At 40.6% G+C, this 25,416-nt stretch carries 20 protein-coding genes; 5 read left to right on the top strand and 15 right to left on the bottom strand.

All coding sequences use genetic code 11. From position 1 onward, the window contains the following. Nucleotides 1-38: 38 nt before the first annotated feature. The 10 genes from IL356_RS16815 to IL356_RS16770 all read right to left on the bottom strand — a co-directional run bounded on the left by IL356_RS16815 (nt 39) and on the right by IL356_RS16770 (nt 16,736). Nucleotides 39-1,964, bottom strand: coding sequence for an OmpA family protein (locus tag IL356_RS16815; RefSeq protein ID WP_121849735.1), 1,926 nt, complete (start codon nt 1,962-1,964; stop codon nt 39-41). A gap of 4 nt (nt 1,965-1,968) precedes the next feature. Continuing rightward, a complete protein-coding gene (locus IL356_RS16810) occupies nt 1,969-2,907 on the bottom strand; it encodes a PorP/SprF family type IX secretion system membrane protein (RefSeq protein ID WP_121849734.1) in 939 nt (312 codons plus the stop codon). Nucleotides 2,908-2,915: 8 nt separating this feature from the next. After that, nucleotides 2,916-7,856, bottom strand: coding sequence for a T9SS type B sorting domain-containing protein (locus IL356_RS16805; RefSeq protein WP_162987926.1), 4,941 nt, complete (start codon nt 7,854-7,856; stop codon nt 2,916-2,918). A gap of 269 nt (nt 7,857-8,125) precedes the next feature. Further along, the gene (locus IL356_RS16800) at nt 8,126-10,078 is read right to left on the bottom strand and encodes an OmpA family protein (RefSeq protein ID WP_121849732.1); all 1,953 of its coding nucleotides are present in this window, start codon (nt 10,076-10,078) and stop codon (nt 8,126-8,128) included. Nucleotides 10,079-10,088: 10 nt separating this feature from the next. Continuing rightward, complete coding sequence (locus IL356_RS16795) at nt 10,089-11,027, bottom strand: PorP/SprF family type IX secretion system membrane protein (RefSeq protein ID WP_121850763.1); 939 nt, start codon at nt 11,025-11,027, stop codon at nt 10,089-10,091. Between the two features lie 560 nt (nt 11,028-11,587). Next, nucleotides 11,588-13,006, bottom strand: a complete 1,419-nt coding sequence (locus IL356_RS16790) for a CCA tRNA nucleotidyltransferase (RefSeq protein ID WP_121849731.1) — start codon at nt 13,004-13,006, stop codon at nt 11,588-11,590. 73 nt (nt 13,007-13,079) lie between these two features. Next, the gene (locus IL356_RS16785) at nt 13,080-13,652 is read right to left on the bottom strand and encodes an L-threonylcarbamoyladenylate synthase (RefSeq protein WP_121849730.1); all 573 of its coding nucleotides are present in this window, start codon (nt 13,650-13,652) and stop codon (nt 13,080-13,082) included. Continuing rightward, nucleotides 13,652-14,521 carry an N-acetylneuraminate synthase family protein gene (locus IL356_RS16780; RefSeq protein ID WP_121849729.1) on the bottom strand — a complete coding sequence of 290 codons (870 nt, stop codon included), beginning with the start codon at nt 14,519-14,521 and terminating at the stop codon, nt 13,652-13,654. The genes IL356_RS16785 and IL356_RS16780 overlap by 1 nt, the downstream gene beginning before the upstream one ends. Next, complete coding sequence (locus IL356_RS16775) at nt 14,511-15,683, bottom strand: acylneuraminate cytidylyltransferase (protein WP_121849728.1); 1,173 nt, start codon at nt 15,681-15,683, stop codon at nt 14,511-14,513. Before IL356_RS16775 ends, IL356_RS16780 begins: the two co-directional genes overlap by 11 nt. 9 nt (nt 15,684-15,692) lie before the next feature. Beyond that, nucleotides 15,693-16,736, bottom strand: coding sequence for a glycosyltransferase family 52 (locus IL356_RS16770; protein WP_121849727.1), 1,044 nt, complete (start codon nt 16,734-16,736; stop codon nt 15,693-15,695). Nucleotides 16,737-16,813: 77 nt separating this feature from the next. Between IL356_RS16770 and IL356_RS16765 the strand changes: the two genes are divergently transcribed. Continuing rightward, nucleotides 16,814-17,626, top strand: coding sequence for a glycosyltransferase family 2 protein (locus IL356_RS16765; protein WP_121849726.1), 813 nt, complete (start codon nt 16,814-16,816; stop codon nt 17,624-17,626). Here the strand turns inward: IL356_RS16765 and IL356_RS16760 are convergent. Beyond that, the gene (locus IL356_RS16760) at nt 17,608-18,402 is read right to left on the bottom strand and encodes a glycosyltransferase family 2 protein (protein WP_121849725.1); all 795 of its coding nucleotides are present in this window, start codon (nt 18,400-18,402) and stop codon (nt 17,608-17,610) included. The two genes, IL356_RS16765 and IL356_RS16760, sit on opposite strands and share 19 nt — an antisense overlap. A 150-nt stretch (nt 18,403-18,552) precedes the next feature. Then, nucleotides 18,553-19,368: a 2,3,4,5-tetrahydropyridine-2,6-dicarboxylate N-succinyltransferase gene (locus IL356_RS16755; protein ID WP_121849724.1), complete on the bottom strand. Its 816-nt coding sequence runs from the start codon at nt 19,366-19,368 to the stop codon at nt 18,553-18,555. Nucleotides 19,369-19,540: 172 nt separating this feature from the next. Here IL356_RS16755 and ruvX point away from each other — a divergent pair, with 172 nt between their 5' ends. The 3 genes from ruvX to IL356_RS16740 are packed head-to-tail and all read left to right on the top strand — an operon-like array spanning nt 19,541 to nt 21,029. Further along, nucleotides 19,541-19,954 (top strand): Holliday junction resolvase RuvX, encoded by a 414-nt coding sequence (ruvX, locus tag IL356_RS16750; RefSeq protein WP_121849723.1) that lies wholly within the window; start codon nt 19,541-19,543, stop codon nt 19,952-19,954. Further along, complete coding sequence (gene def, locus IL356_RS16745; RefSeq protein WP_121849722.1) at nt 19,951-20,541, top strand: peptide deformylase; 591 nt, start codon at nt 19,951-19,953, stop codon at nt 20,539-20,541. The genes ruvX and def overlap by 4 nt, the downstream gene beginning before the upstream one ends. 59 nt (nt 20,542-20,600) lie before the next feature. Next, a complete protein-coding gene (locus IL356_RS16740) occupies nt 20,601-21,029 on the top strand; it encodes a DUF5606 family protein (protein WP_121849721.1) in 429 nt (142 codons plus the stop codon). A gap of 12 nt (nt 21,030-21,041) precedes the next feature. Here the strand turns inward: IL356_RS16740 and IL356_RS16735 are convergent, their stop codons facing one another. Genes IL356_RS16735 through IL356_RS16725 form a run of 3 tightly spaced genes read right to left on the bottom strand, consistent with a single transcriptional unit; the run spans nt 21,042 to nt 24,318 of the window. Next, a complete protein-coding gene (locus tag IL356_RS16735) occupies nt 21,042-21,989 on the bottom strand; it encodes a carbon-nitrogen hydrolase family protein (protein ID WP_121849720.1) in 948 nt (315 codons plus the stop codon). A gap of 15 nt (nt 21,990-22,004) precedes the next feature. Further along, on the bottom strand, nt 22,005-23,621 hold the full coding sequence (locus IL356_RS16730; protein WP_121849719.1) for a family 20 glycosylhydrolase: 1,617 nt from the start codon (nt 23,619-23,621) through the stop codon (nt 22,005-22,007). 46 nt (nt 23,622-23,667) lie between these two features. Further along, nucleotides 23,668-24,318 (bottom strand): GDSL-type esterase/lipase family protein, encoded by a 651-nt coding sequence (locus IL356_RS16725; RefSeq protein WP_121849718.1) that lies wholly within the window; start codon nt 24,316-24,318, stop codon nt 23,668-23,670. A 144-nt stretch (nt 24,319-24,462) separates the two neighbouring features. Here IL356_RS16725 and IL356_RS16720 point away from each other — a divergent pair, with 144 nt between their 5' ends. Beyond that, a complete protein-coding gene (locus tag IL356_RS16720; RefSeq protein WP_121849717.1) occupies nt 24,463-25,413 on the top strand; it encodes an RraA family protein in 951 nt (316 codons plus the stop codon). Nucleotides 25,414-25,416 lie beyond the last annotated feature (3 nt).

Here is a 25,416-nt window from a genome sequence, read left to right as displayed (position 1 = left end):
AAAGTATTTTACGAAAATGGCGCCTAACTTTATGCCGTTTATTTTTGGATAACGATAAATTCAGAACGACGGTTTAATTGATGTTCGCTTTCGGGGCATTTAACCCCATTTGAACATTTATTAAGCAGCTGTGTTTCACCATAACCTTCTCCTGATATTCTTGAGGCATTAACCCCTTTTGAAATGATATAATCTACCGTTCTTTTGGCTCTTCTTTTTGAAAGCCACATGTTGTAGTCGTCACTTTCGCGACTATCGGTATGCGAGCCGACCGCAATTTTGATGTCGGGCCTACGATTCATATAGTCAACAACTTTATCTAAATCGGCAATGGCATCTTGGCGTAGATAAGAACTGTTAAGGTCAAAATAAATAGGGCTCAGTTCTAGAATCTTCACAAGATCAGAACCGAGGCCTGCGACTTTGCTCGACTCTTCCAATTCTATTTTGGTGCCTTCTATATGTTTGTTGTCGGAAGTGGTCAACATAAACAGGTTGCCTTCTTCGTATCCCTCTTTTTTTCCGGTTATTTGATATTGCTTTTCCTGACAAGGAATTTCTAAACTATAGGCCCCACTCGAGTTGGAAGCAGTTTCGCCAATTTTTCTCCCGTCACTGTCAAATGCCTCAATAACGGTATCTGCCAGAGGTTGGTCGGTATCTTTATCATTTGCAGTTCCATCAATGGTAATTAGACATTCAATGTCACTACGTTGTAAATAATATATGTCATCACTACCTTTTCCTCCCTTTCTGTTGGAAGCGAAGTAACCGGCTATTTCCTCATCATTCAAGATAAGTGAAAAATCATCATACGGACTGTTAATTGGGCTACCCAAATTCTCCACTTCTTTGTTTTCATCGAGTTGCGATTTGAACACATCGAGTCCGCCAAGGCCTTGATGACCATCCGAAGAAAAATAGAGTGTTCCGTTTTTAGAGATAAAGGGGAAGGTTTCTTTTCCTTCTGTATTTATAGGCTTTCCGAGGTTTTTAGGTTCGCCAAAACTGCCATCTTCCTTAACCTCGACGACATAGATGTCGGATGCACCCATGCCACCGGGCATATCGGATGCAAAGTACAGTTGTTTACCATCAGCACTTAGAGTAGGGTGTGCCACGGAATATTTTGTTCCATTAAAAGGTAAGTCTTCAGCTTCACTCCATGAACCATTAATAAATTGAGAACGATATATTTTTAGTCGACTAACCCCTTTCTTATCACGTTTGAACGATTTTTTTGAAAAGTTGTTTCTGGTGAAGTACATGGTTTTACCATCACTGGAAAAAGACGTTGAAGACTCGTTTGCCTTTGTGTTAAGACTCGATGAAAAAGGTGCTACTGTACCCACAGTATTATTATCTTCTACTGTCGTTTGGTATAGATTGAGGTAAGGCAGCGGGTTGTATTCTTGCATTTCAAGATCACGGGCTGTTGAGAATATCAGTAAATCGCCTCTTAATGAAGGTGCAAAATCTGACTCTTCAGAATTTAGGGCTTCCAGTGGTTCAACCGTATAACTGTTTGAAGGCGCCTGAAGTCTTTTTAGATATTCGTCATTATCGGAGAACAATTTAGCTCTTGAATCGGAAGATTTTATCCTTTTAAATTTGGTCATCCACTCATTGGATTCGTCATATCTTTTGATAGATTTCAATGCTAGAGCGTAACGATAAAGGTAATCGGGCGAAACAGAAACCTCATTGCGTAACAGTAATTTTTCATACCAGTAAGTAGCAACATCGTAATTGGCATTATGATAATTGGCGTTGCCCAATTTTTTATAGATGGAGGTTTCATCGAGCCCTTCTTCCAATAAGGCCTTGTAATTATCGATGGGCTCCATGTAAGCATAATGGTCAAAATTATCTACGCGTTCTTTATCTTTCTTGTCCTGAGAGTTACAGATACAACTTATCAAGACGAGAACTAACGATAGCTTATATGTCAATTGTAGCTTCATCTGTTTAGAAAAATCTTGGGGTTAGGTCAATTTTTTCATTTTTAATGAACTCGTACCTAAGAAAAACCTCAAATGAACCATCATTGAAACGAGTGCCGCCAAGAGAGGAAACCTCTCTGTCATATGCCAGGCCTAACATAAACTTTTTGCCCATTTGAAAACCCATGAGCGCACTTACGGCAGCATCTAAGCGATAAGCGGCACCCAAAGTGAATTTCTCGTTGAACCAGAAATTTGCAGAAAGGTCTATCTGTAATGGAGCTCCAGGAACGGCTTTTATTAAATAAGCTGGTTTGAACTTTAAAGACGGATTAAGGTCAAAGACATATCCAGATATCAAATGAAAGTTCATACGTTCGGAGGCGAACACACTTCCTTCGTCATCAGGGTTTTGAAAGTGCTCTGTTTCTAAAAGATCCGGAACCGATAGGCCGATATAAAATTTGTTCGAATGAAAATAAATACCTGCCCCGATATTCGGTGAAAAACGCTTGTATAGTTCTTCTTCGACCGATGGAGCCAAACTTGCACTGTAATTTCTTAGTTTGTTGAAATCGATGTTGAGCATATGGCCTCCGGCCATAATACCGAAATTCAACCTATATTTTTCTGAGGTAGGTACGCTATAAGAAAAAGCAACATCGAAATAAGTATTTTGATTTGTGTTGTTACCTATTTCATCATGAACAATCGATAATCCTAGACCCACTTTTTCAGAATAGGGACCTTGAATATTGAAGGTTTGGGTGCTTGGTGCACCATCAAGCCCAACCCACTGGGAGCGATGAAGAATTGAAGCCCCCAATGCACCCCTTGATCCGGCATATGCTGGATTTACGGTCAAAGTATTATACATGTACTGGGTAAATTGAGCGTCTTGCTGAGCGTACAGGGGTACTGCTGCAAGAAGAAAAAATACTATTTTAAACCAGTTTGCTTTCATATCGAATACTATCTCATTACGTAGAGGTAGCCAGTTTTAATTTTGTCTTCACCATCTGATACATACTTGATTTCATAGAAATAAACCCCTGATGGTAGTTTTTGATTTTCTATAATCGTTATGCGTCCTTTTGATTTACCATCAAAAGCATTATTCTTGTTATCGTACCTAGAAGTCTCCCATACCAATACTCCCCAACGATTATATATTTCCACTTGATTATCAGGGAATCTTTCAATATTGATGATTTGAAAAGTGCCATTGAGTATATCACCGGGTTTAACTAGGTCTAGTTCAACATAAAGTTCGCAACCAATATGGGCCGGTGCACTTCCTCCCCTTGAGTCGCACGGGTCTAATGGGTCAGTGCCATCGGTAACCTCTTGTCCATCCATAATGGTATCGCCATCTGTGTCGGGGTTGATTAAATCTGTTCCGATTTCCATTTCTTGCTCATTTGTAAGACCATCCATGTCACAATCCATTTGGGTCCACTCGTCAGATGGGGTAAGAGTTTGATTGACCAAAAGAAAATCGCATGGGTCAAGCGGATCTGTAAAATCGGTCACTTCCTGGCCATCTAAAACACCATCGCCATCGGTGTCAGGATTGGTAGGATCTGTACCTAAAAGATTTTCTTCCTCCTCTGTTAAACCATCATTATCACAATCGCTGGTGGGCAAAGGTTTTCCACCAATAGAGTCGCAGTCATTATAGGGGTCTTTACCGTGTTCTACTTCATCACAATCTAAAACACCATCGCCATCTGAGTCAAGGTCTGAGACAGTTATGGTAACACTGGCAGAAGAGGGTTGGCTGCAAGCATTGCCACTTACCGTATATGTATAGATGCCTTCTCCGGCACCATCAGGGTTCGGACTCCAAGTTCCTCGGGTGTCGGTGGTACCCAATAGCTCAAGTAATTGAGCCGAGGAAACGGTAATGCCAGGGCACACCACTAAAGAGGTGCTTTGACCAGCATTGGGCCTGATCTCTTCTTGAACTTCAATAGTAGCACTCACACTTTCACAAAAACTATTGGAGACCGTGTAAGTATAAATTCCCGCGCCGTTTGGCATAGGTGACCAAGCTCCGCCAGTATCAGGGGTTCCCCCTAAACTTGCAAAGAGGCTATTAGTGTCTACCATTGTTCCTTCGCAAATAGTCAAAATACCATCTAATCCGGCATTGAGGGCCGTCTGCTCGGTGACCACCACCTCTGAAGTTGAGGGTGAGGCGCATGGAGCGGTCGGGGAAACCGTGTAGGTGTAGATACCTGGACCGGCAGGGGTTGGAGACCAAGTTCCTCCTTCATCAGGATTCCCATTAAGACTTGAAAACAAGTCTGACTCAGAAAAGGAAGAGCCTTCACAGACGGTTAAAGATCCATCGGCACCGGCGTCAGGGGCGTCAATATAGGTTACCGATATTTGTGAGGATGCAGGCTGTGCGCACGGGGTCGTTGGTTGAACCGTATACGTATAAGTTCCTGCACCTGCGATAGCGGGTGACCAGCTTCCTCCCGAATCGGGTGTCCCTCCTAATTGGGTAAAAAGATCAGCAGTATTAAAAGTGGTGCCTTCGCACAATATTAAATTACCGTCCGTTCCGGCATTGGGCAAAGTCTGTTCTGTAACGACCACCTGTGATGAGTCATTGCCAACACATGGGGAGGTAGATGCCACTGTATAGGTATAGGTGCCAGCTCCCGAGAAAGAAGGTGACCATGTTCCTCCGGTATCTGGATTACCACCTAGTTCAGTAAACAAATCGGCTTCGGTTACACTAGCCCCTTCACAAATGATTAAAGAACCGTCGGTACCTGCACTAGGATTGGATTGTTCGGTTACCGTTACGCTTGAAGCGGATGGCGACGAGCATGGTGAGCTAGCTGGTACGGTGTAGGTATAAGTTCCCGGGCCGGAAATTGCAGGAGACCAAGTACCACCTGAATCAGGGGTGTCGCCCAATTGTGCAAACAAATCAGACTCTGTAAATGACGCTCCTTCGCATATAACCAATGAACCGTTCGACCCCGAATTCGGGGCGGCCTGTTCAGTTACAGTAACTTCGGCAGAAGCCGGAATGGAACAAGGAGATTGTGCATTAACGGTATATGTGTATGTTCCTGCACCGGAGAGGGTGGGAGACCATGTCCCTCCCGTATCCGGGGATCCTCCAAGCTGGGCAAATAATTGGCTTTCTGATACAATTGTTCCTTCACAAATAGTTAAAGATCCATTTGTTCCCGCATCTGGGGCAGGTTGAGCGGTCACCACTACCTGCGAAGTGTCATTGCCTGTACATGGCAGTGTACTCGAGACCGTATAGGTGTAGGTTCCAGCCCCTGCGATGGAAGGAGACCAAGTACCTCCTGAATCTGGGTTGCCTCCTAGTTCTGCAAAAAGGTCGTTTTCAGTAAAAGTACTTCCCTCACATATAGTTAAGTTTCCGTTAGTTCCAGCATTTGGTGCCGTTTGCTCTACAACAACCACTTCAGAAGTGGCAGCCACTGTACAGGGGCTGGTAGGCGCTACGGTATAGGTATAGGTTCCGGCGCCCGAAATTGTTGGAGACCATGTTCCTCCTAAATCAGGATTACCGCCTATCTGCGCAAATAAATCTGATTCTGTAAAAGACGTTCCTTCGCAAATAGTCAGTATTCCGTTAGATCCTGCATTTGGTGAAGTTTGCTCACTAACCGTTACTTCTGCGGTGTCCTTTCCACTGCAAGGTGCGTTTCCTGTTACGGTATAGACATAAGTTCCCGCCCCGGCAGGAGTCGGAGACCAAGTGCCACCCGAATCAGGTGTATCACCTAATCTGGAGAAAAGCTCTGTAGCGGTAATACTTTCACCCTCACAAATAGTTAATGTGCCATCGCTTCCCGCATGAGGCTGGGCCTGTTCGGTTACAATGACTTCGGAAGTGGCTGGGGAGACGCAAGGTGTTGTGGGCGAAACTGTATATGTGTATGTGCCCGCACCTGATGGAGTTGGAGACCAAGTGCCGCCAGAGTCGGGTGTGCCGCCTAGTCTCGCAAAAAGGTCTGCTTCGGTAAAAGAAGCTCCTTCACAAATAGTCAAATTTCCATTGCTACCTGCATTCGGTGCAGCTTGTTCGGTAACCACTACCTCTGCGGTACTAGGAACGGTACAAGGCAAAGTAGCATTGACCGTATATGTATACGTTCCCGCTCCTGAAAGAGCTGGAGACCAAGTACCTCCCGAATCGGGAGTTCCCCCTAATTGGGCGAACAATTGGCTTGCGGTTACACTTTCCCCCTCGCAAATGGTAAGATTTCCATCTGTACCTGCATTTGGCTGGGCTTGTTCGGTTACAATAATTTCTGCCGTGGCAGGAGCTGTACAGGGTGAAGTGGGGGCTACCGTATAGGTGTAGGTGCCTGCGCCGGATGGAGCGGGTGACCAAGTACCTCCCGAATCGGGAGTTCCCCCTAATTCAGCAAATAAATCGCTGGCAGTCACCGACGACCCTTCGCAAATCGTTAAATTACCGTCAGTACCTGCATCAGGTAATGCCTGTTCGGTAATGGTGACCGTGCCATGTTGAGTATATCCTAGAGCATCACGTATACCGTAGATGAAACTATCGCTTCCTGTATAGCCGGGTGCCGATGTATACGATACATAGTCGTCAATAGGGGTGGTAGCAGTGCCGTTATCATTAACAATGGCCGTTCCCGAGGTAGGTGAGCTTATAAGAAATATGGTTCCGGCTGAGGGACCATTTCCGCCAAAATCATCATTGGCCAGAACATTTATGTCTATAGTGCCGTTCTCGCAAACAGTTTGAGAATCATTTCTTACCAAAGGAAAATAGCTTTCTGTTGGATCATCAGTGGTATTTCCATCAGAATCATTTCCGTCGTCAGAGGTGTCGTTTACATCATCAACGTCAAAAGGACTATTGGCCAAAACTGAAACTTGATTTATAACCCCTCCTGTTTGAATCGTAGAACTGCTTAGAGTATAACTAGCCAAATAGGTAGCTACTTCAGAAGGTTCAAGAGTACCTTCTGGCGAACCAAGACTGTTTCCTGAAAAGCTTGGCCCATTGGTTAAGGTAAGTGCGATACCATCTGCGTCATTTAAGACATCGTTTAATCGAATATTGTCAAGCGGTACATTTCCTGTATTTTCAATGGTAATAGTGTAGTCAATAACGTCACCCACAGATACGGGATCAGTAAAATTTTCACTTACCGTTTTTGTCACCTCTAGTTCAGGATTGGCGATGATCAATTCAGAGAGTACAAACTCAACTGCGTCAGAAGCTGTAAAGAAGGCCAGTAAGCCTCCGGTGACGTTGGTATCCATCTCGATTGATTCAGTAGTCGAGTTGATTTGGAGGCTACCTCCACCTGTACCCGTATTGGTTCCATTGCCACATTCCCCACCAAAACTGAACAAAAGGGCATCATCATCAATATTGAATTGAGTTGGTGTTGAACGAAAAATGGGTCCGTTTGAACTAAGCTCGGTCCAGGTTCCGTTTGAAAGATTAAAATTTGCAGTGGCGGCTTCTGAAAATAAGGGGAGTACGGTCAGTACTTCCAATGTACCCACTTTGTCAACATGTAGAACAGGTTCGATAATATTTACGGGGTCGTCTGTTACGGCATCAAAAAAGTAAAAATTAAGTGTACCATGGGTGCTGGCGCTAGCTTGGATTTCTAGGGAAGTACTACCAAAAATATTTGGGTCGCTATAGGTCGATGCATCTGTACAACCCATTATTTCATTGCCTATGATAAAAGTACCTCCCGAGACATGGCATTCAACACGTACCAGCCCATCGGAACTTATAGTTTCCCAAACAGAGGGGGAAATAGAATTCCAAGTGGTGGTCTGCTGAGCGTATACTCCAAAGTTGAAGATTAGAGTTAAGAATAGTAGCCCCTGTATTTTTTTTAAAATATTCGCCAAATGGGAATGGAATTAAACCATATCTCTTCATTAAGTAGAAATATGAATTTGTACAACGTTGTAAAAAGTAAATTTAGGTGGCTTCAGATACCTGTCAAATATTATGTTGTATAGGGCTTTGTAATAGATGTCTACCTAGTAAAGCTTGTAGGCTAGTATTTTAAGAGCGGCCAATACAGATGTTTCTCGCGATACATCTCTGCGCTAAGGGGTTGTAAATAAACAACAAAGCCACCCATTGGGTGGCTTTGTTTTAAAGTCGTACGTTATTAATCGACCACAATAAATTCTGATCTTCTGTTCGCCTGATGTTTTTCATCGGGACATGAATTCCTGTCTTTGCAATCGTTCACGAGTCGGGATTCGCCGAAGCCCTTGTTGCTAATTCTTTCGTCGGCTATGCCATTGGCAATCAGATAGGCCTCTGTGTTTTTGGCTCTTCTTGCCGATAGGTTCATATTATAGGCATCACTTGCCTTTGCATCGGTATGTGATTGAACCTCAATTTTCATCTGAGGATATTCTTTGAGGTAGTCAATGACCATTTGCATGGTATGCCTGGCATCTGGCCTGATTACATCCTTATCTAGGTCGAAATAGATGGGTTCCAGTTTCAGGTAGGTAATAAGATTAGTACCTTTTGGAGCCATTATTACTTCTTTTTTCAGGTTAAGGGCCAGAAGCCTACCATCTTCGATATTTTCAATATCGATGGCCATTTCATAGCTCTCGAACTCCTTTTTGGAAGCTTTTAATCTCAACTCAGGGCCTTCGTTACATTCAACTTCGAATTCAAAATTGCCTTCGGCATCGGTGCGGCTCTGGGAAACAACGTTACCATTAGGTCCTATCAATTCAAATGCAACATTGGCCAAAGGAAGGTTGCCATCGCCCTGCCTAACAATCCCACCAAAGGTCTTCTTGCATTCAAACGCAATAGGTCGGTTTTCTTTAAAGGAATAAATATCGTCACTACCTTTTCCTCCCTTTCTATTGGAGGCAAAGAAGCCTGTATTTGTGTCGTGATCGATATAGAAGGAGAAATCATCCTGTTCGCCGTTCACCGGTTTGCCCAGGTTAATAATATCGGATATATTCTCTCCATCAATCCTGACCGCAAATATGTCAAGTCCTCCAAGCCCTGGATGGCCATCTGATGCGAAATAGAGAATATTGTCATCGGTTATAAAGGGAAAAGTTTCCCTTGATTCGGTATTGATTTTACTACCCAAGTTCTTGGGTTCACCAAAAGTACCGTCTTCGTTTACTTCTACCACAAAGATGTCGGAGGCCCCATGACTTCCTTCTCTGTCGGAGGCGAAAAAAAGTTTCCTTCCATCGGGGCTAAGGGTAGGGTGCGCCGATGAATACGAATCGCCGTTAAAGGGCAGTTCTGTAACGTTCTTCCATTGGTCGCCATCAATTTCGGCCCTGAAGATTTTCAACCTGCTGACACCTTCATCGTCACGCTCGAAACGCCCATCGTCGGAATTGTTACGGGTAAAGTACACCGTATTGCCATCTCTGGTAAAAGTGGTGGTCGACTCGTGGGTCTTTTTATTCATGCTTTTGGGAAGCTTAACAGCATTTTGATACATGCCACCGGTACCGGGGGTGGCTTTGTATAAGTTCAGAAATGAACGGTTGTTCCATTCGTGAACGTTTCTAAAAGTCTTACCTGTATCCCTAGCTGTTGAGAAGATAAGTGTCTCTCCCAGCTTGGAGGGGGCAAAGTCAGATTCGGGAGAATTGATTGCCAGATTGCTGATTTCGTACCTGCCCGACATTTTTTCTATTCGCTCAAGGTAGTCAGGTTGGCTTCTGAACTTTTCTGCTCTAAGGTCTTCGTTCTGCGCTGCCTCGAATTTCTTCATCCAAGTTTCCGCGGCGGTATACTCTCCAGTAGATTTGAGCGATTGGGCGTAACGGTACATCATCTCCGGATGGGCATCATCCTCTGAACCCGTTTCCATGAAGAACTTGCCGTACCAAGAGGCTGCATCCTCATATCGTGCATTATGGTAGTTGGAATTACCAAGATTTCTGTAGATTTCCCTTCCTTCATATCCTTTTGCGACCAAACTTTCATAGCTTTCGATAGCATCATGGTAGGCAAAGGTTTCGTAGGCCTCGTCGGCCTTTTTTATTTTCTGCGTCTGGGCGCTGATGGAAAAAAGGGCAAACAGCGAGAGCCCTACCAGTATCGGCCGTCTGTTTTTCATGTTATTTTATTTAGAAGAATCTGGGCGTTATAATTCTTTTGTAGCGAGTAAGGAACTCGTATCTCAACAAAATCTCGAAAGACCCGTCGTTGAATCTGGTGCCTCCTAGTTCCGTTACTTCACGATCATAGGCGAGGCCAATCAGGAATTGATCGGTTAACTGAAAACCGAACATAGCGCTAAGGGCAGCATCCCAACGGTAAGCAGCACCGAGGGTGAATTTGTCGTTGTATAGAAAATTAGCTGAAAGGTCAACCTGTAATGGGGCACCGCTAACGGCCTTGACCAGACCTGCGGGTTTGAACTTCCACTGTGGGTGTATATCAAAAATATAACCGGCAATCAGGTAAATGTTCATACGCTCCTCTGCAAGAAACGAAGTACTTGATGACGAATCGTCAAAATGTTTTGTCTTCAAAAAATTTGGTACCGAAAGTCCCACATAGGCATTCTCGGTATGGTAGTATACACCGGCACCAAAATTGGGTGAGAACTTACGGTCTATATTGCTCAAACCCACGGAAGAGGCCTCGTTATTGTAATTGGCCAGTTTGTTGAAATCGACGTTCAGAAGGTGTGCGGTCGCTTTCACGCCAAAGGAAAGCTTGGCCTCGCGTGAAAGGGGTATAGTATACGAGAACACACCATCGAAATAGGTTTCTTGGTTGGTGCCGTTACCAATCTCGTCGTTGACTATGGAAAGGCCTAGGCCCACCCGCTCGGAAACCGGCGTATGAAAATTCAATGTCTGCGTTCGGGGCGCGCCGTCTAGCCCGACCCATTGAGACCTGTGCAGCGCAGCTATACTAAGCACGCCCCTTGATCCGGCATAAGCAGGGTTGACTGCCATTGTATTGTACATGTACTGGGTGTACTGCGCATCTTGCTGGGCCTGAAGGCCAATGACACTCAAAAGGAGCAGGAAAGTACTGACAACAATATTTTTCATAATCTTATTTTTTGGCGATATAAGTAGGTACTCTTTCTTTTCTAATAACGTAAAGGTATCCAATTTTAGTTTCGACGTATTCTTACAGGGCAAAGTCTGCTCTTTGATTCCCTGTTATTCGGTAAATGGAAAACGTTACTAAAGAAGGAGGAAATGATTTGAGTAAATAAGATAATGATGTTTTGTGCTGAATGGGGAGCATTCTTTTTCATGATGTGATGTTTTATTTATTAAGCATTGCTAGTGATGAATTTCAATATTTAAATAAGTAAGAAAATACATATAAAAATTGTAGGCAAAACAAATATAGGTAAAGGTATGGTGCGGTTTCAATATTTGTTGGGTGGAAAGATGAATTTGATGTGAACAGAGCAAAGAATGTGGTTTGTCGATAAATATCTGATATTATTGCACTTGAACGATTATCAAATGTCAAAATGTATAAAACGTTTTCGCTTGATTGAAGTTTGTTAAAACTTTTTATGCTAGGCGGAATGCGAAAGGGGTCATGTAGGAAATAAAAATGCCTAAATCGTTGAATAATTTGTTTTGTAGGAGGACTACAAATTACTTTTTAAACCCAACTCTTTCCCTTTAGTGAGCATAAAATCTTTGGCCGCTTCATATTCATTAGGTATTTCTCCCTCTAGAATTGCCTCTTTGATAGCATCTTTAATTATGCCAATTTCCTTCGAAGGGCGTAGATTAAAAATGGTCATAATTTCCTCACCACTTATGGGCGGTTGAAAATTTCTAATATGATCACGTTCTTCTACCTCTTGAATTTTTTGACGAACAATTTTGAAGTTGTTCTTATATTTTTTCTGTTTTTTGGCATTTTTGGTGGTTATATCAGCTTCGCAAAGGGTCATTAAATCGTCAACATGGTCACCCGCCTCGAAAACAAGACGCCTTACAGCGGAATCGGTCACAAAATCTTCTGAAAGAATTTGAGGCCTTGAGCTCATCATCACCATTTTTTGCACATATTTCATTTTGTCGTTCAATGGCATTCGTAACCGTTTGAACAACTTGTAAACCATTTTTGACCCTACAAATTCATGTCCATGAAATGTCCAGCCTATTTTTTTATTGAATTTTTTGGTAGGTGCCTTACCGATATCATGTAATAGGGCAGCCCAACGTAACCAGAGGTTTTCGGTAGTTTCGGCAATATTGTCAACAACTTCAAGGGTGTGCCAAAAGTTATCTTTGTGCCGTTGCCCTTCTTTTTCTTCAATGCCTTGAAGTGCTGTCAGTTCAGGCAGTATAAAGGGTAGTAGTTCAGTTTTATGCAGAAGCCCAAGACCTTTAGATGGTTTTGAGCTAGATAGTATTTTGTTCAGTTCGTCGACAATCCGCTCTTTTGAGACTATTTTTATCCGTTCTTTATTTTCTACGATAGCTTTTAATGAATTCAGTTCTATTGTGAAATCTAATTGAGTGGCAAAACGAATTGCCCTCATCATTCGTAGAGGGTCGTCAGAGTAGGTAATACCGGGTTCTAAAGGAGTTTTGATTAATTTGTTTTGTAAATCGATGAGACCATTGAAAGGATCTAATAGAGTGCCATAATCGTGTGAGTTAAGAGATATGGCCAAGGCATTGATCGTGAAATCGCGCCTATTTTGATCATCGGACAGAGTACCGTCTTCTACAATTGGTTTTCTACTGTCCCTCTGATAGCTTTCCTTTCTAGCACCCACGAACTCCAGTTCGATACCTTCATGCTTGATCATCGCCGTACCAAAGTTTTTAAATACGGCTACTTGGGGTGCGCCCTCTAATTTAGTGGCTACTTTTTGAGCAAGTTCTATTCCGCTACCTACGGCGACTACATCAATATCTTTCGGAGTTCCTCTTTGTAGCAAATAGTCTCTTACGAAACCGCCAATGACGTAAGTGGAAACACCGAGTTCGTCAGCTGCTTCCGCAACTATTTTAAAAATGGGGTTGTTTAAGGCGTCCTGATGATTCAATAGATAATTCGTTTGAAAATTTGCTTGGGTTCATCCCAGTTGGACAATTGGTAATCAACTTGTCCTTATCCTTTTACTCCCGAATCACCTTAACCTTTCCGTCGTTACTCAATTTTATAATTGCTGAAGGAACGGCATTTTTATGTTCGGGCTGCAAATTTACCACATAGTCTACACCTTTTAAAATGACCGATGAAATTTCGTCAAATGTTCTAGGCGTCGGCTGACCTGAAATATTGGCCGAGGTAGAAACAATAGGTTTTTTGAATTTATTGATAAGATACTGGCAAAATTTATCAGATGCGACCCTAATGGCCAATGTATCATCAGAAGCAACTAGATTTTTTGCGACACCTTTCGGACTGTCGTAGATAATAGTAGTCGGCTTGGTTGAGAGATCTATCAAATCGTAGGCCAGTTCAGGTACAAAGTCAACGTGTCTCTCTAACATTGCATCATTGGCCACCAAGCAGATAAGGGCTTTACTGTCTTCCCTATTTTTTATGTCGTAAACTTTTTTTACCGCTTCTGTATTGGTGGCATCACAACCAATACCCCATACAGTATCTGTAGGGTAGAGGATGAGTCCTCCTTTTTGAAGAACATCGATACAACTATTTATTTCCTTGGTAAAATCGGCCGCCATTACTTCTGATATTTTAACTTCTTTCGTTGAACATCTTCTATAGCCAATATGTCTTGCTGCTTATAGGTTAGCGCTTCATACGTAGCGTTAAGGTCACGGCATAATTTTCTTAAACCCATAGGTTCTAATGATGCTGCATGATCGGTTCCTTTCCATGTTCTGTCTAGGGTATAGTGTCTTTCTATAATATGGGCGCCCAAAGTATATGCTGCAACATCTATAGCTATACCTAAGTGATGGCCTGAAAAACCGATGTTCTTAACTCGATTTCCATATTTGTCCTTTAACTTGATAATATCCAATAGACAAACATCTTCAAACGGAACAGGGTAGCCCGAGGTACAATTGTATACTACTAAATCTTTAGAACGACCCTTTTTCTCAAAGAAATTGACGATAGTCTCAATTTCATTCTTTGTAGTCATACCGGTTGAAATATGAATCTCGCCACGGTAATTTTCGCAAAGCCAATCTAACATTTCAAAATTATTGTTACATGCAGATGGTATTTTAATAAATACCGGATCGATGCTAGCAATCTCCTTTGCTGAATGAGTATCCCAGACAGAAGTTGAATAGGTAATACATATTTCTTTGCAGAAAACTTTCAATTCTCGATGTTGGTCTAAATTGAATTCTAAAAACTCTCTATGTTCGCCATACGTTTTACCGTATGAGTTTATTGGATTTGGATGAGGAGCATTGTATTGTTCATCGGTTAATAGTTCTTTATTGTTTCTCTTTTGAAATTTTACCGCGTTGGCGTTGCCAAATATCTTCGCCATATTGATTAGCTCTTTGGCTATTTTCAAATCTCCTTTATGGTTACAACCTATTTCGGCAATAACATAAGGCTTTTTATAAGTCATTAAATCTTAAATTGTAATTTATAATAAATTCACAAGCTTCCCTGATGGCTCCATTGGCCGAATCGTTTTTCAATATGATATCTGCGTGATATTTTATAGCCTTTGTCGCATTGGCCGGGCAAAAAGACCAAGCTGCTCTTAACATGTTGCTCAAGTCGTTCACATCATCACCTATATAGGCCAAATTTTCAAACGAAATAGCCTTCTCTTCACAAACTTTATGCAAAAAAGAAAATTTGTCCTTAACACCCAAGAACGTATTTTCGATTTTAAGTTTTTTCATTCTTTGGGCTACTACTTCCGAATTTTCAGAAGTCATAACTATTATCTCTACCTGATGCTGACGCAAAATTTCTAAGCCCATTCCGTCACGCATATCAAATACCTTTGAGAGTTCGCCATCTTTACTGAATGAAACCTTACCATCGGTAAAAACGCCATCAACATCTAAAATTAAATAGTTGATACGACCTAGCGATTTTTTAGTTTTAAACTTGCTTATTAATAACTGTTCGATAATACTCCAATCTGTTTCAGAATCGATTTCAGATAAAGATTCTTCAACCATTTCAATAGTTCCGATTTTACCGCTAAGTCTATTTCTGGAATTCATCAGAGCCTCTTGAGTGGTGCAATAAATAGCCCCGTTCTCAATAAGTAAACCATCGAAATCTTGTCTTCTTGGTCGATTTCTATAGTCATAATTTAAAGATTCGCCATTTTTAGACCATGTGAAACGATGGGTTTTTACGACACTTAGCAAGCTATCGTAATTTTCGGATCTCAATTTCTTAAGTGCAAGATTAATATCTGTGCTTTTAGTCATTGGCGATGTAGCCTGTAAAAGGCAAAATATTTCAAAAGAGACCTTTGATTCTGTACAGAACTCTAACATAGCCGATTCTGTGCTGGCAGTATCTGTGGCGTTAGAAGCATCTCTTTTAAAGGTTTTAACTTTTTTAGACCAGCTAAAATTTTGATTGACGTAGCCGATAATTTCATCATCATCGGTAAAAATGTAAACCTCGTCTAAGTCTGAAAACAAAGCTTCGGTAAGAACCCATGTAAATAAGGGACTACCCAATAATTTTTTTTTGTTTTTTCCTGGAATACCCTTTGAGCCCTTTCTTAGGGGAATAAAACCGATCGCCTTTTTTGACATAAGCCTTAATTATAGGTCTACTACCATGTTTTTGACTAGATTTCTGGTAGCCTTGGTGGTAAATTTATCTAAATAATCTTTACCTAGAAAAAAGCGCTTATTAACTATATCTAGGTTGGTCAACGCCGTTGAAAATAAAGTGTAGCCATGGTTGAAATGAAAACCTTCTTTAAGGCATAGGATTTCTATTGGAAAAAGCCCAGGTAGAACCGTAATGTTATTAAAATGTTCTTCATACCGGGTATGCTCTCTCGGATGTGTTTTTAGTACGATGTTCATGTCACCAGGAATTTTCGACAAAATATCTCTGTAAATGGCAATCTTCTCATTTTCATTTTTAATTACACCATCTTCAGAAATGGGTTGGGTCAACACCAAAGCGTGATTTCCTTCTGCGAATAGAAAATTTTGTTCTCTCAAAAAAATATTGAAAATTTCACATTTGGTTGATTGATCTAATTTTGAGACCACTTGACGAATGTTAAGTTCTTTTGATTTCGACCTTATCGGTTGGGGCAATCTATCAGGATGCTGGGCAAAAATTGCTTTAATTTCTGGGTCAAAACCTCCGCCGATAGGTGTCTTAGTCAAATAAGTTTTATAAAACTGTTCTAATCTGGTATGACGTTGGTTATACGTACGGGCACCATCTTCAATCATATTCATTTTCTTATGGCCATAAGCATATAGAAAATAGCTTTTTGACGAATCGGTATCGCAAAGGTAAATTTCTGAGTCGAGTATAAACTCGTTTTCTTCGATTAATATAGTATGCTTCTTTCTTAGATAAGGTAGGAGCGTGGCCTTTCTTCTAAAGGAGTAATTGAATTTGCCTAATTCTTGTCTGTGAATCTTTCTTTCTGAAATAATGTGTACATCTCTAAAGAAGTTCTTTTTCAAATTGGGAATCAAAGTTTCAATAAAAGGGGTACTTTCAATTAAAAACAGAAGATTGTTGCCTCTATTCTCGGTATTAAAATTGCTGTCTTTCAGTATATGTAAAAGCGAAAGGTAGATGTGATAAATGGTAGACCCGACGTAGGTTCGCTTCATAGAAATTGGCAAAATAATATTGGAGATGGACCTCAAAAAACTACATTTGCAAAAGTAGCTAAAATTCAACAATTGTAATGAGCACGGTCAGTGTCATCATAAGTACTTATAACCACCCAGAGTGGCTCGAGAAGGTAATTTGGGGCTTTCAGTGCCAGACCTACAAAGATTTTGAAGTCATCGTTGCCGATGATGGTTCTGGTCAAGAAACTAAGAAATTGGTTGATGAATTGCGAAATAAGGTATCTTTTGAAATAAAACACGTTTGGCAAGAAGACGATGGTTTTCAAAAATGCAGAATTTTAAACAAGGCTGTAAAGGCTTGTAGTGCCGAATATGTGATAATGACAGATGGTGATTGTATACCGAGAGAAGATTTTGTTCAGGTACACTATATAAATAAAGAGCCTGGCTATTTCATTTCTGGAGGTTACTATATGCTTCCAATGAATATTTCAAAGGCTATCACCCTTGAAGATATAGAAAAGCAAAATTGCTTCAACATTCAATGGTTAAAAGAAAAAGGTATTCCCAAAACATTCAAAAATAACAAACTAACGGCTAGAGGGTTTATTTCTACACTCTTCAATACGTTCACCCCTACCAATGCCAGTTGGAACGGACATAATTCATCTGGTTGGAAAAAAGACATTCTTAATGTAAACGGTTTTGACGAGCGGATGCAGTATGGAGGTGAAGACCGGGAGTTCGGTGAGCGCCTTTTTAATTATGGGGTCAAGTCAAAACAGTTGAGGTATAGTGCTGTATGTATACATCTTGATCACGAACGTGGTTACAAGACACCGGAAGCAATTGCCAAAAATCAAGTGATTAGAAAAGAGGTTAGACAGAACAAAAGTGTCTGGACCTATCACGGCATTACCAAGTAGTAAGCCAGTTCGTTTTTCTTTTCAAGCTTTTTAAGTTCTCGGTATCTTTCTAAATCTCCTAGAGCATTGAGATAGCAAATGGTAATTCCTTTTTTACCGTCAAGAATACCTAAACGAATCAAATAGTGATTAATGAATTTCCAAAGAGGTTTAAATACAAGTGAAAGCACATTGTATCTTCTCTCCCTATAAAAATCTTCTTTAGCTTTCAATCTACCGTACTTGAGCATTTTGCCTTTATAGTCTTCATAGCTCTTATAGCAGAAATGGGTGAGTTTTTCCCTTAAAATTCCTGAAGAGCCATTAACGATTAAAGTCTCATGAACAATTTTCTTGTCAGAAAAACGCGCCTTACTTTTTCTGAAAAGACGATAATTTTTATCGGTCTGCCAACCGCTAAAATGCAAAGGTCTCTTTAGAAACATGAACTTTCTATAAAACCAAAAGGCAGCAACATCGGTTTCACTGTTTATGGTAGCACTAACCTCTACTTGAAGCTTTTGCGAAACCACTTCATCAGCATCTAAAAACAAGACCCAATCATTAGAGGCTTGTTTTAACGCAAAAGATTTCTGTTGAGTGAAATTCGAAAAAGGATGCTGAATAACCTTTACCCTCGGATGTTCTTTTAGATATTCGTAAGTGCCATCGGTACTGTAAGAATCAACAACAATAATTTCATCGGCAAACTCGACAGATTCAATACATTTTTCAATGTAACCTATTTCGTTGTAGGTAATGACGAGGGCCGATAACTTTTGTTTTTCCTTGGGCATTGTTAATTTATTTGGGGTTTGGTTCGGTTTTCTACTTTGTAGATTAAAAAGAACACAAAAGGTTGCGTTTTTATGCTCACTAAAAAATCCTACCCTCTAATAACAAAGAAAAAACAAAAAAATTATGTTTAATCAAAAAAATCCTACATATTATACAGCAACGTCGTATTCACGTAGGGCATCGTTCAAGGATGTTTTTTTATTGGTGCTCTCCTTTCGTGTTCCGATAATCAGTGCACAAGGCACTTGAAATTCACCGGCTGCAAACTTTTTAGTATAACTACCAGGTATAACAACTGAACGTGCAGGAACCCTACCTTTTAATTCAATAGGGTTTTCTCCGGTTACATCAATGATTTTTGTGGAAGCCGTTAAAACCACATTCGCACCAAGAACAGCCTCTTTTTCAACACGTACGCCTTCAACAACAATACATCTAGAACCGATAAAGCAATTATCTTCAATAATGACAGGTGCTGCTTGAAGTGGTTCTAAAACACCTCCTATTCCTACGCCACCGCTCAGGTGAACATTCTTGCCTATTTGTGCGCAGCTACCTACGGTTGCCCAAGTATCTACCATTGTACCCTCATCAACGTAAGCGCCTATATTCACATAACTAGGCATTAAAATGGTTCCTGACGAAATATAAGAACCATGTCTGGCCACCGCATGGGGTACCACACGAATACCTTTTTCTTGATATCCTTTTTTCAAAGGTATCTTGTCGTGGTATTCAAAAATACCGGCCTCCAAGGTTTCCATTTTTTGGATTGGAAAATAGAGCACCACCCCTTTTTTGACCCATTCATTAATTTGCCAACCATCAGAAGTTGGTTCGGCACATCGTAATTTTCCTTGGTCAAGTAGGTCGATAACCTCACGAATTGCTTCTTGAGTATCAGGGGTTTTTAGAAGTTCCCTATTGTCCCAAGCATTTTCAATCTTTTTTCTTAATTCGTTCATGGTTCTCTTGTATTATGGTGTTTATATAAGTCTCGATGAATATTCCCCGATTTAATTTTTAAATCTTCAGATACGGGAAACGGATTGCAAATATAAGAGGTCGAATAGTAATTAAAAGTCCAATTTTACGCTTATAACAATTTATCGGTTATTTTTGCCAAAAAAATAAGGATTGGGAAGATTGTTGGCTATAGATTATGGCAAAAAAAGAACGGGTATTGCTGTTACCGACGAATTGCAGCTTATCGCTTCGGGCTTGACAACCATAGATACCGATCAACTTATTGAGTTCTTAAAAGGATATTTAAAAGAAGAGTCCGTTGAGAGTTTTGTGGTAGGCGAACCTAAGCAGATGAACAACTTGCCTTCTGAATCGGAACAGTTGATCATACCTTTTTTGAATCTATTAAAGAATAATTTTCCGAATATTCCTATTGTGAGGCAAGATGAACGATTCACTTCAAAACTTGCCGTTAGGAGTATGATTGACGGTGGATTGAAAAAGAAACAGCGCAAAAATAAAGCGTTGGTAGATCAAATTAGTGCCACTATCATATTGCAAGATTACTTAAACAAAATCAAATGATTTTACCAATTGTAGCATACGGAGACCCTGTTTTACGCAAGGTCGGAGAGGATATTACCAAAGATTACCCAAAACTCGACGAGTTATTGGAGAATATGTGGGAAACGATGTATAATGCCAGTGGTGTTGGTCTCGCTGCACCACAGATTGGTTTGCCGATACGTATTTTTTTGGTGGATACAACCCCATTTGCCGACGATGAAGAGTTATCGGCCAAAGAAAGAGGGCAACTTAAAGGCTTTAAAAAGGCTTTTATAAATGCTTATATAGAAGATGAAACTGGCGAAGAATGGGCCTTTAACGAGGGGTGTTTGAGCATACCTGATGTAAGGGAAGATGTTAAAAGAAAAGGTACACTAACCATCAATTATCTAGACGAAGACTTTGTTGAACATACCGAAACCTATGACGGACTTTTGGCAAGGGTTATACAGCACGAATACGATCATATTGAAGGCGTACTTTTTACAGATAAGCTGTCTCCTTTAAAGAAAAGAATGTTGAAAAGTAGACTGAACAACATTTCAAAAGGTAAGATTGCCGTTGATTACCGCATGCGATTTCCGAACATGAAAAAAGCACGTTAAATTTTATCGTAATCCATCTAAAAGTATAATATTTGCGCTCCTAAAATGTAAAATTCTATATGAGTTTAGACAAAATTCTATCTATCGGCGGTAAGCCAGGCCTTTTTAAATTGGTAACACAAACCAGAACTGGTTTCGTTGCGGAATCACTTCTTGACAAAAAAAGAATTACCGTAGGTATGCGTAGCAATGTAAGTGTCTTATCGGAGATTGCTATCTATACTTTAGAGGAAGAGGTTCCCCTAAGAGAGGTTTTTTTAAATATTCAGGTGAAGGAAAAAGGAGGTAAAACTTCTATTGGCCACAAAGATGATAAGTTAAAACTAGAGGAATATTTTTTTGAGGTATTGCCTAACTATGATGAAGATAGAGTGTATGCAAGCGACATTAAAAAGGTGATTCAATGGTACAATATCTTGCATGATAACGGAATAACCGATTTTGATAGTAAAGAAGCAAAAGAAGATAAATCTTCTGAAGAAGAATAAAAGAAGCCCTCGTTAATCGAGGGTTTTTTTATGGGCTTTTTCTTTTATCATTTCCGGTTGGCCGACCACTTCAAATTTGAACAGATCATTTCTTGAATAATGTCCGATCACATCAAAATCGAGCTTGCTTTTAGGTATATCCTCCAAATTCAATTCTGCAGAGACTATCCCGGACTCGTTGAATAAAGGGCCTGCCAATATCTCTCCCATGGGGGAAACTATTACACTGCCTCCTGGGCAATTGTTCGCAGAATCATCCCCATCCAATAATTTTGAGTATTCTTCGGGGTAAATGTCTTCAGTGGCATATTGATTACATCCTAAAACAAAACACCTGCCTTCCATGGCTATATGCCGCATAGTTGCGGTCCAACTTTCTCGCGAGTCGGCAGTTGGTGCGATATAGATTTCAACCCCTTTTTTATACATCGCCATCCGTGCCAAGGGCATGTAGTTTTCCCAGCAAATCAATCCGCCAAGCTTTCCAATTTTTGATTCAAAAGTAACCAATGAGTCAGCATCCGATTCGGCCCAGATAAGTCTTTCGGCCCCGGTCGGTTTTATTTTTCGATGTACGCCCAACAATCCTTCAGTCGGAGAAATGTATAACATGGAGCAATAAAGACTTCCATGGCCATTTTGTTTTTCGGTTACCCCTACAACCAAATACAAATTGTTCACTCGGCTGAGGCTTTCTAGTTTCTTTAACTCACCGCCATTGAGGTCAAAACTGTTCTCTCTGAACCGATGGTACATCTCGCGCCCCTGATCTGAGCGACTGCCAACCTTTGTGCCGAAAGTGAAACCCCTGGGATAACCTGGTATAAATGACTCTGGGAATACTAGTAAATGAAAACCTTGATTGGCATACTTGCCAACCAAGGTTTCTATCTTTTCAAGGGTCTTGGCCTTGTCAAAAAAAACAGGACTATCTTGTATGAGGCCGACCTTGATTTTCATTTTAAATCTTTTATACTAGTCTTTTTTAATTTCTTCGTAGGTGTATTTGCTTTTCTTCCAGTCGATGAGGGGAGAAGGATAATACTTTACATCCATCCGGTCTAGAAACGGAGCCTGATTTGCCAAACGTACTTTATAATTCTCCCAATTGCGATTTTCGGGTGTAGACCAACTTAATTCAGAATACCCAATTGCGCGCGGAAAGGCCAAATATTCAACTTCATCAATATTGCTTACGGTTTCAGACCAAAGAGGTGCCTCGATACCTAGAATATTTTCCAATGGAATGCCTTCATATTTTTCGGGTGTCCAGATGTAAGCCGTATCCGTTGGTATATATGCGGCCCAATGCAACCCATGTTTAGATAACGTATCATATTGCATATCTAAATAAGCCTTTTTAGCTGGCGACATGATTATTTTCATTCCCTTTTTAATGGCCAAATCGGCATTTTCTTTGCTCGACCAAAACTGGGCAATGGCAGTTGAATCAATATCAGTGGTTGCGATTTCATCCCAGCCAATCATTCTTTTGCCGTGTTTTTTGACAATTTTCTCGACCTTTTCTACAAAGTACTTGTAATCATTCTTTTTGGTAACGTGGCTTTCATCACCTCCCATATGAAAATACGGGCCAGGGGTAATGGCTGATATTTCCCTTACCACATCGTCTATAAAGGTATAAACAGTATCTTTTCTAGTGTCGAAAGTACTAAAGCCAACATGCGTACCCTCGTAAAGCTCTACCTTTTTGCCATTACCATTCAGAAACGGATATGATACCGAGGCTGCATTGGTGTGTCCGGGCATATCGACTTCAGGTACTACGATAATATATCTGTCAGCAGCATAATTTACAATTTCGGTATAGTCTTCTTGGGTAAAGAAGCCCCCCGACTCACCGCCGACCTCGGTACTCCCACCAACTTCGGTTAATTTAGGCCAAGACTTGATTTCTATACGCCACCCTTGGTCATCGGTAAGGTGTAAATGTAGAGTGTTGTATTTGTAATAGGCCAACAGATCAATGTATTTCTTTACATCTTCTACGCTGAAAAAATGACGGGCTACATCGAGCATGCTACCACGATATTCAAAGACGGGATTGTCGATTATTTTTCCGGTCGGAATAGCCCAAACCTTATATTCTGCCACAGTATCAATACTGGTTTCAGGAATTATTTGACGTAATGTCTGTACGCCTCTAAAGGCGCCTTCGGCCGTGTTGGAATTAAGAATGATTGAGTCGGGTGTTACGTAAAGCTGATATGCCTCGGTGGCATCGAGCTCTAAGCTATCCGATAAATTGATATAAATAACGCCTTCTCTATTGTTGACCTCTTCTACATTTACAGGTAGGTCTAAATCGGTCTTTCCCTTTATTTTTTCGGCGAGAAAAGTGCCTATTTCAGGAAAGCCTTCTGCATTTTCAGAAGTGTAAATTGCTGTAAACTGGTCTAGAGCAAATGCTTTTTCGGTGGCGACTACCTTTTTTGGCATGGGTATCATATCGCCCATAGCCAAATCGGTTTTCGGTAGGTTAAGTACCCGTTTTTTCTTTTCGGTCTCGCATGAAAAAAAGGCAATAAAAACGCTGCAAATAAGTAAACTTTTAAATAAATAAAATTTCATATAGGTAGAATGTTTGGATTAGTTTAGTGATAGGATAAATGGGCATCTAGTTTTCAACCAGCTCTTTCATGGTATCATACCAGATATCGTAACCTTTTGAATTCATATGAAGGCCATCTTCAATGAAAATATCTCTTTTAAGGTCACGGCCGTTGAGCATGGGGCTCCATACATCAACATAATTTAGTAAATCGTCTTTTCTGGCAAGTCTATTAAACTTGCGATTCAATCGTTTGTATTTTCCTCTTAGCTTCCATCTCGAAATACTGGGTTTTGCCGAAATGATAACTATTTCCGTAGAGGGGTCATTTTCTCTGATCAGACTGATAATCTGCCTGGTGGTACCAATAATTTCATTAGGTCTCTTTTGTGCTTGAATGTCATTGTCACCTTCGTAAATAAATACCTTTTTTGGTTTATAACGCAAAATGAGGTCATCAGTAAAATATAAGAGATCAGAGGCTTGAGATCCACCAAAACCTGAATTGACGATTTGTTGTGATGGAAACCTAGTTTGAAGGTCTTTCCACATACGTATGCTCGAACTACCGGTGAAAACTATGGTTTCCTTCGAGGGATCCCAGATAGAGTCGTATTTCAATCTTAAGTCATCGACTTGATTCTTAAAGCGGCTCGCTTCTTGAGCAAAACCTTGATTTACAACTAATAAAGAAAAGAGAATTATAAAGCGAGACATAGTGAATATTTAAGCCACACAAGTTAGTCTATATTTAGGTCGGTTCAAAGAAATCTTAGGGTTGTAGCAGACTTCTTCGTACTATTAACATAGATTGCATTCAACTACAAACTCAACTAAGAAAACTTAAACTTTAATTAACTCATGGATCTTAAATTAAAAACGATAGCATTTATAGCTATTCTAGGTTTCCTATGCCCAGCCCAAGCACAACAGATTACTAAAGAAGAACTCATTTTTTTAACACCTGAATGGAAAGGTGAACGTTTTGAAGATGGCCGACCAAAGGTTTCTGACAATCTTTTAAAAAGAATGAAAGGTGTTACGCTTGAAGAGGCTTGGGCAGTTTTGAAAGGAGACAATTTTAAATATCAATACGCTGAAGGTTGGCAGACCATCAACCCGGATAGCGTATTGGTAGGTAGAGCTGTTACGGCCGTATTTGTGCCTGGAAGACCAGACATACATAGGGTAATCGATGATAGGGGGCATAATCAAGATGGAAGAATTAAATCTCAGAATGCCTGGACCATCGATTTACTACAAAAGGGAGATGTTTATGTAGTTGATCAATTCGGTGCCCATATAGATGGCCCCACCATAGGTGATAACCTAGGCAACTCCATCTTTGCCAAAACGGGTAACGGAATCGTTTATGACGGAGCGATTCGTGATATTGATGGTTTAAAAGAAATAGGAGGATTCACCTCTTTCTTTCGAAGTTATCATCCTTCACATCATTTGAACAATCCTGATGGTCAGTTGAATACCACGTTAATAGGCATTAATACCCCCACTAGAATCGGTATGGCCACCGTAATGCCCGGTGATATTGTTCTAGGAAGAGATGGTGGTGTAATTTTTATTCCGCCCCATTTGGTGGAGAAAGTGGTAAAAACCTCTGAGATAGTCAGGCTGAGGGATATGTTCGGACATCAACGGTTAAGGGAGCAAAAGTATACCCCCGGGCAAATTGATAATCGCTGGTCAGATGAGATTGAGAAAGATTTTTCGCAATGGTTGAATAGTCATATTGATGAACTTCCTGTACCAAAAGAACAGATTCAAGAGCTGCTTAAAACACGTACTTGGTGATAT

The sequence above is a fragment of the Euzebyella marina genome (genome assembly GCF_014855515.1).
GTDB classification, from domain to species: Bacteria; Bacteroidota; Bacteroidia; order Flavobacteriales; family Flavobacteriaceae; genus Euzebyella; species Euzebyella marina.
Note: the sequence above shows the minus strand (reverse complement) of the source record. Positions and strands in the feature narration are given on the sequence as shown.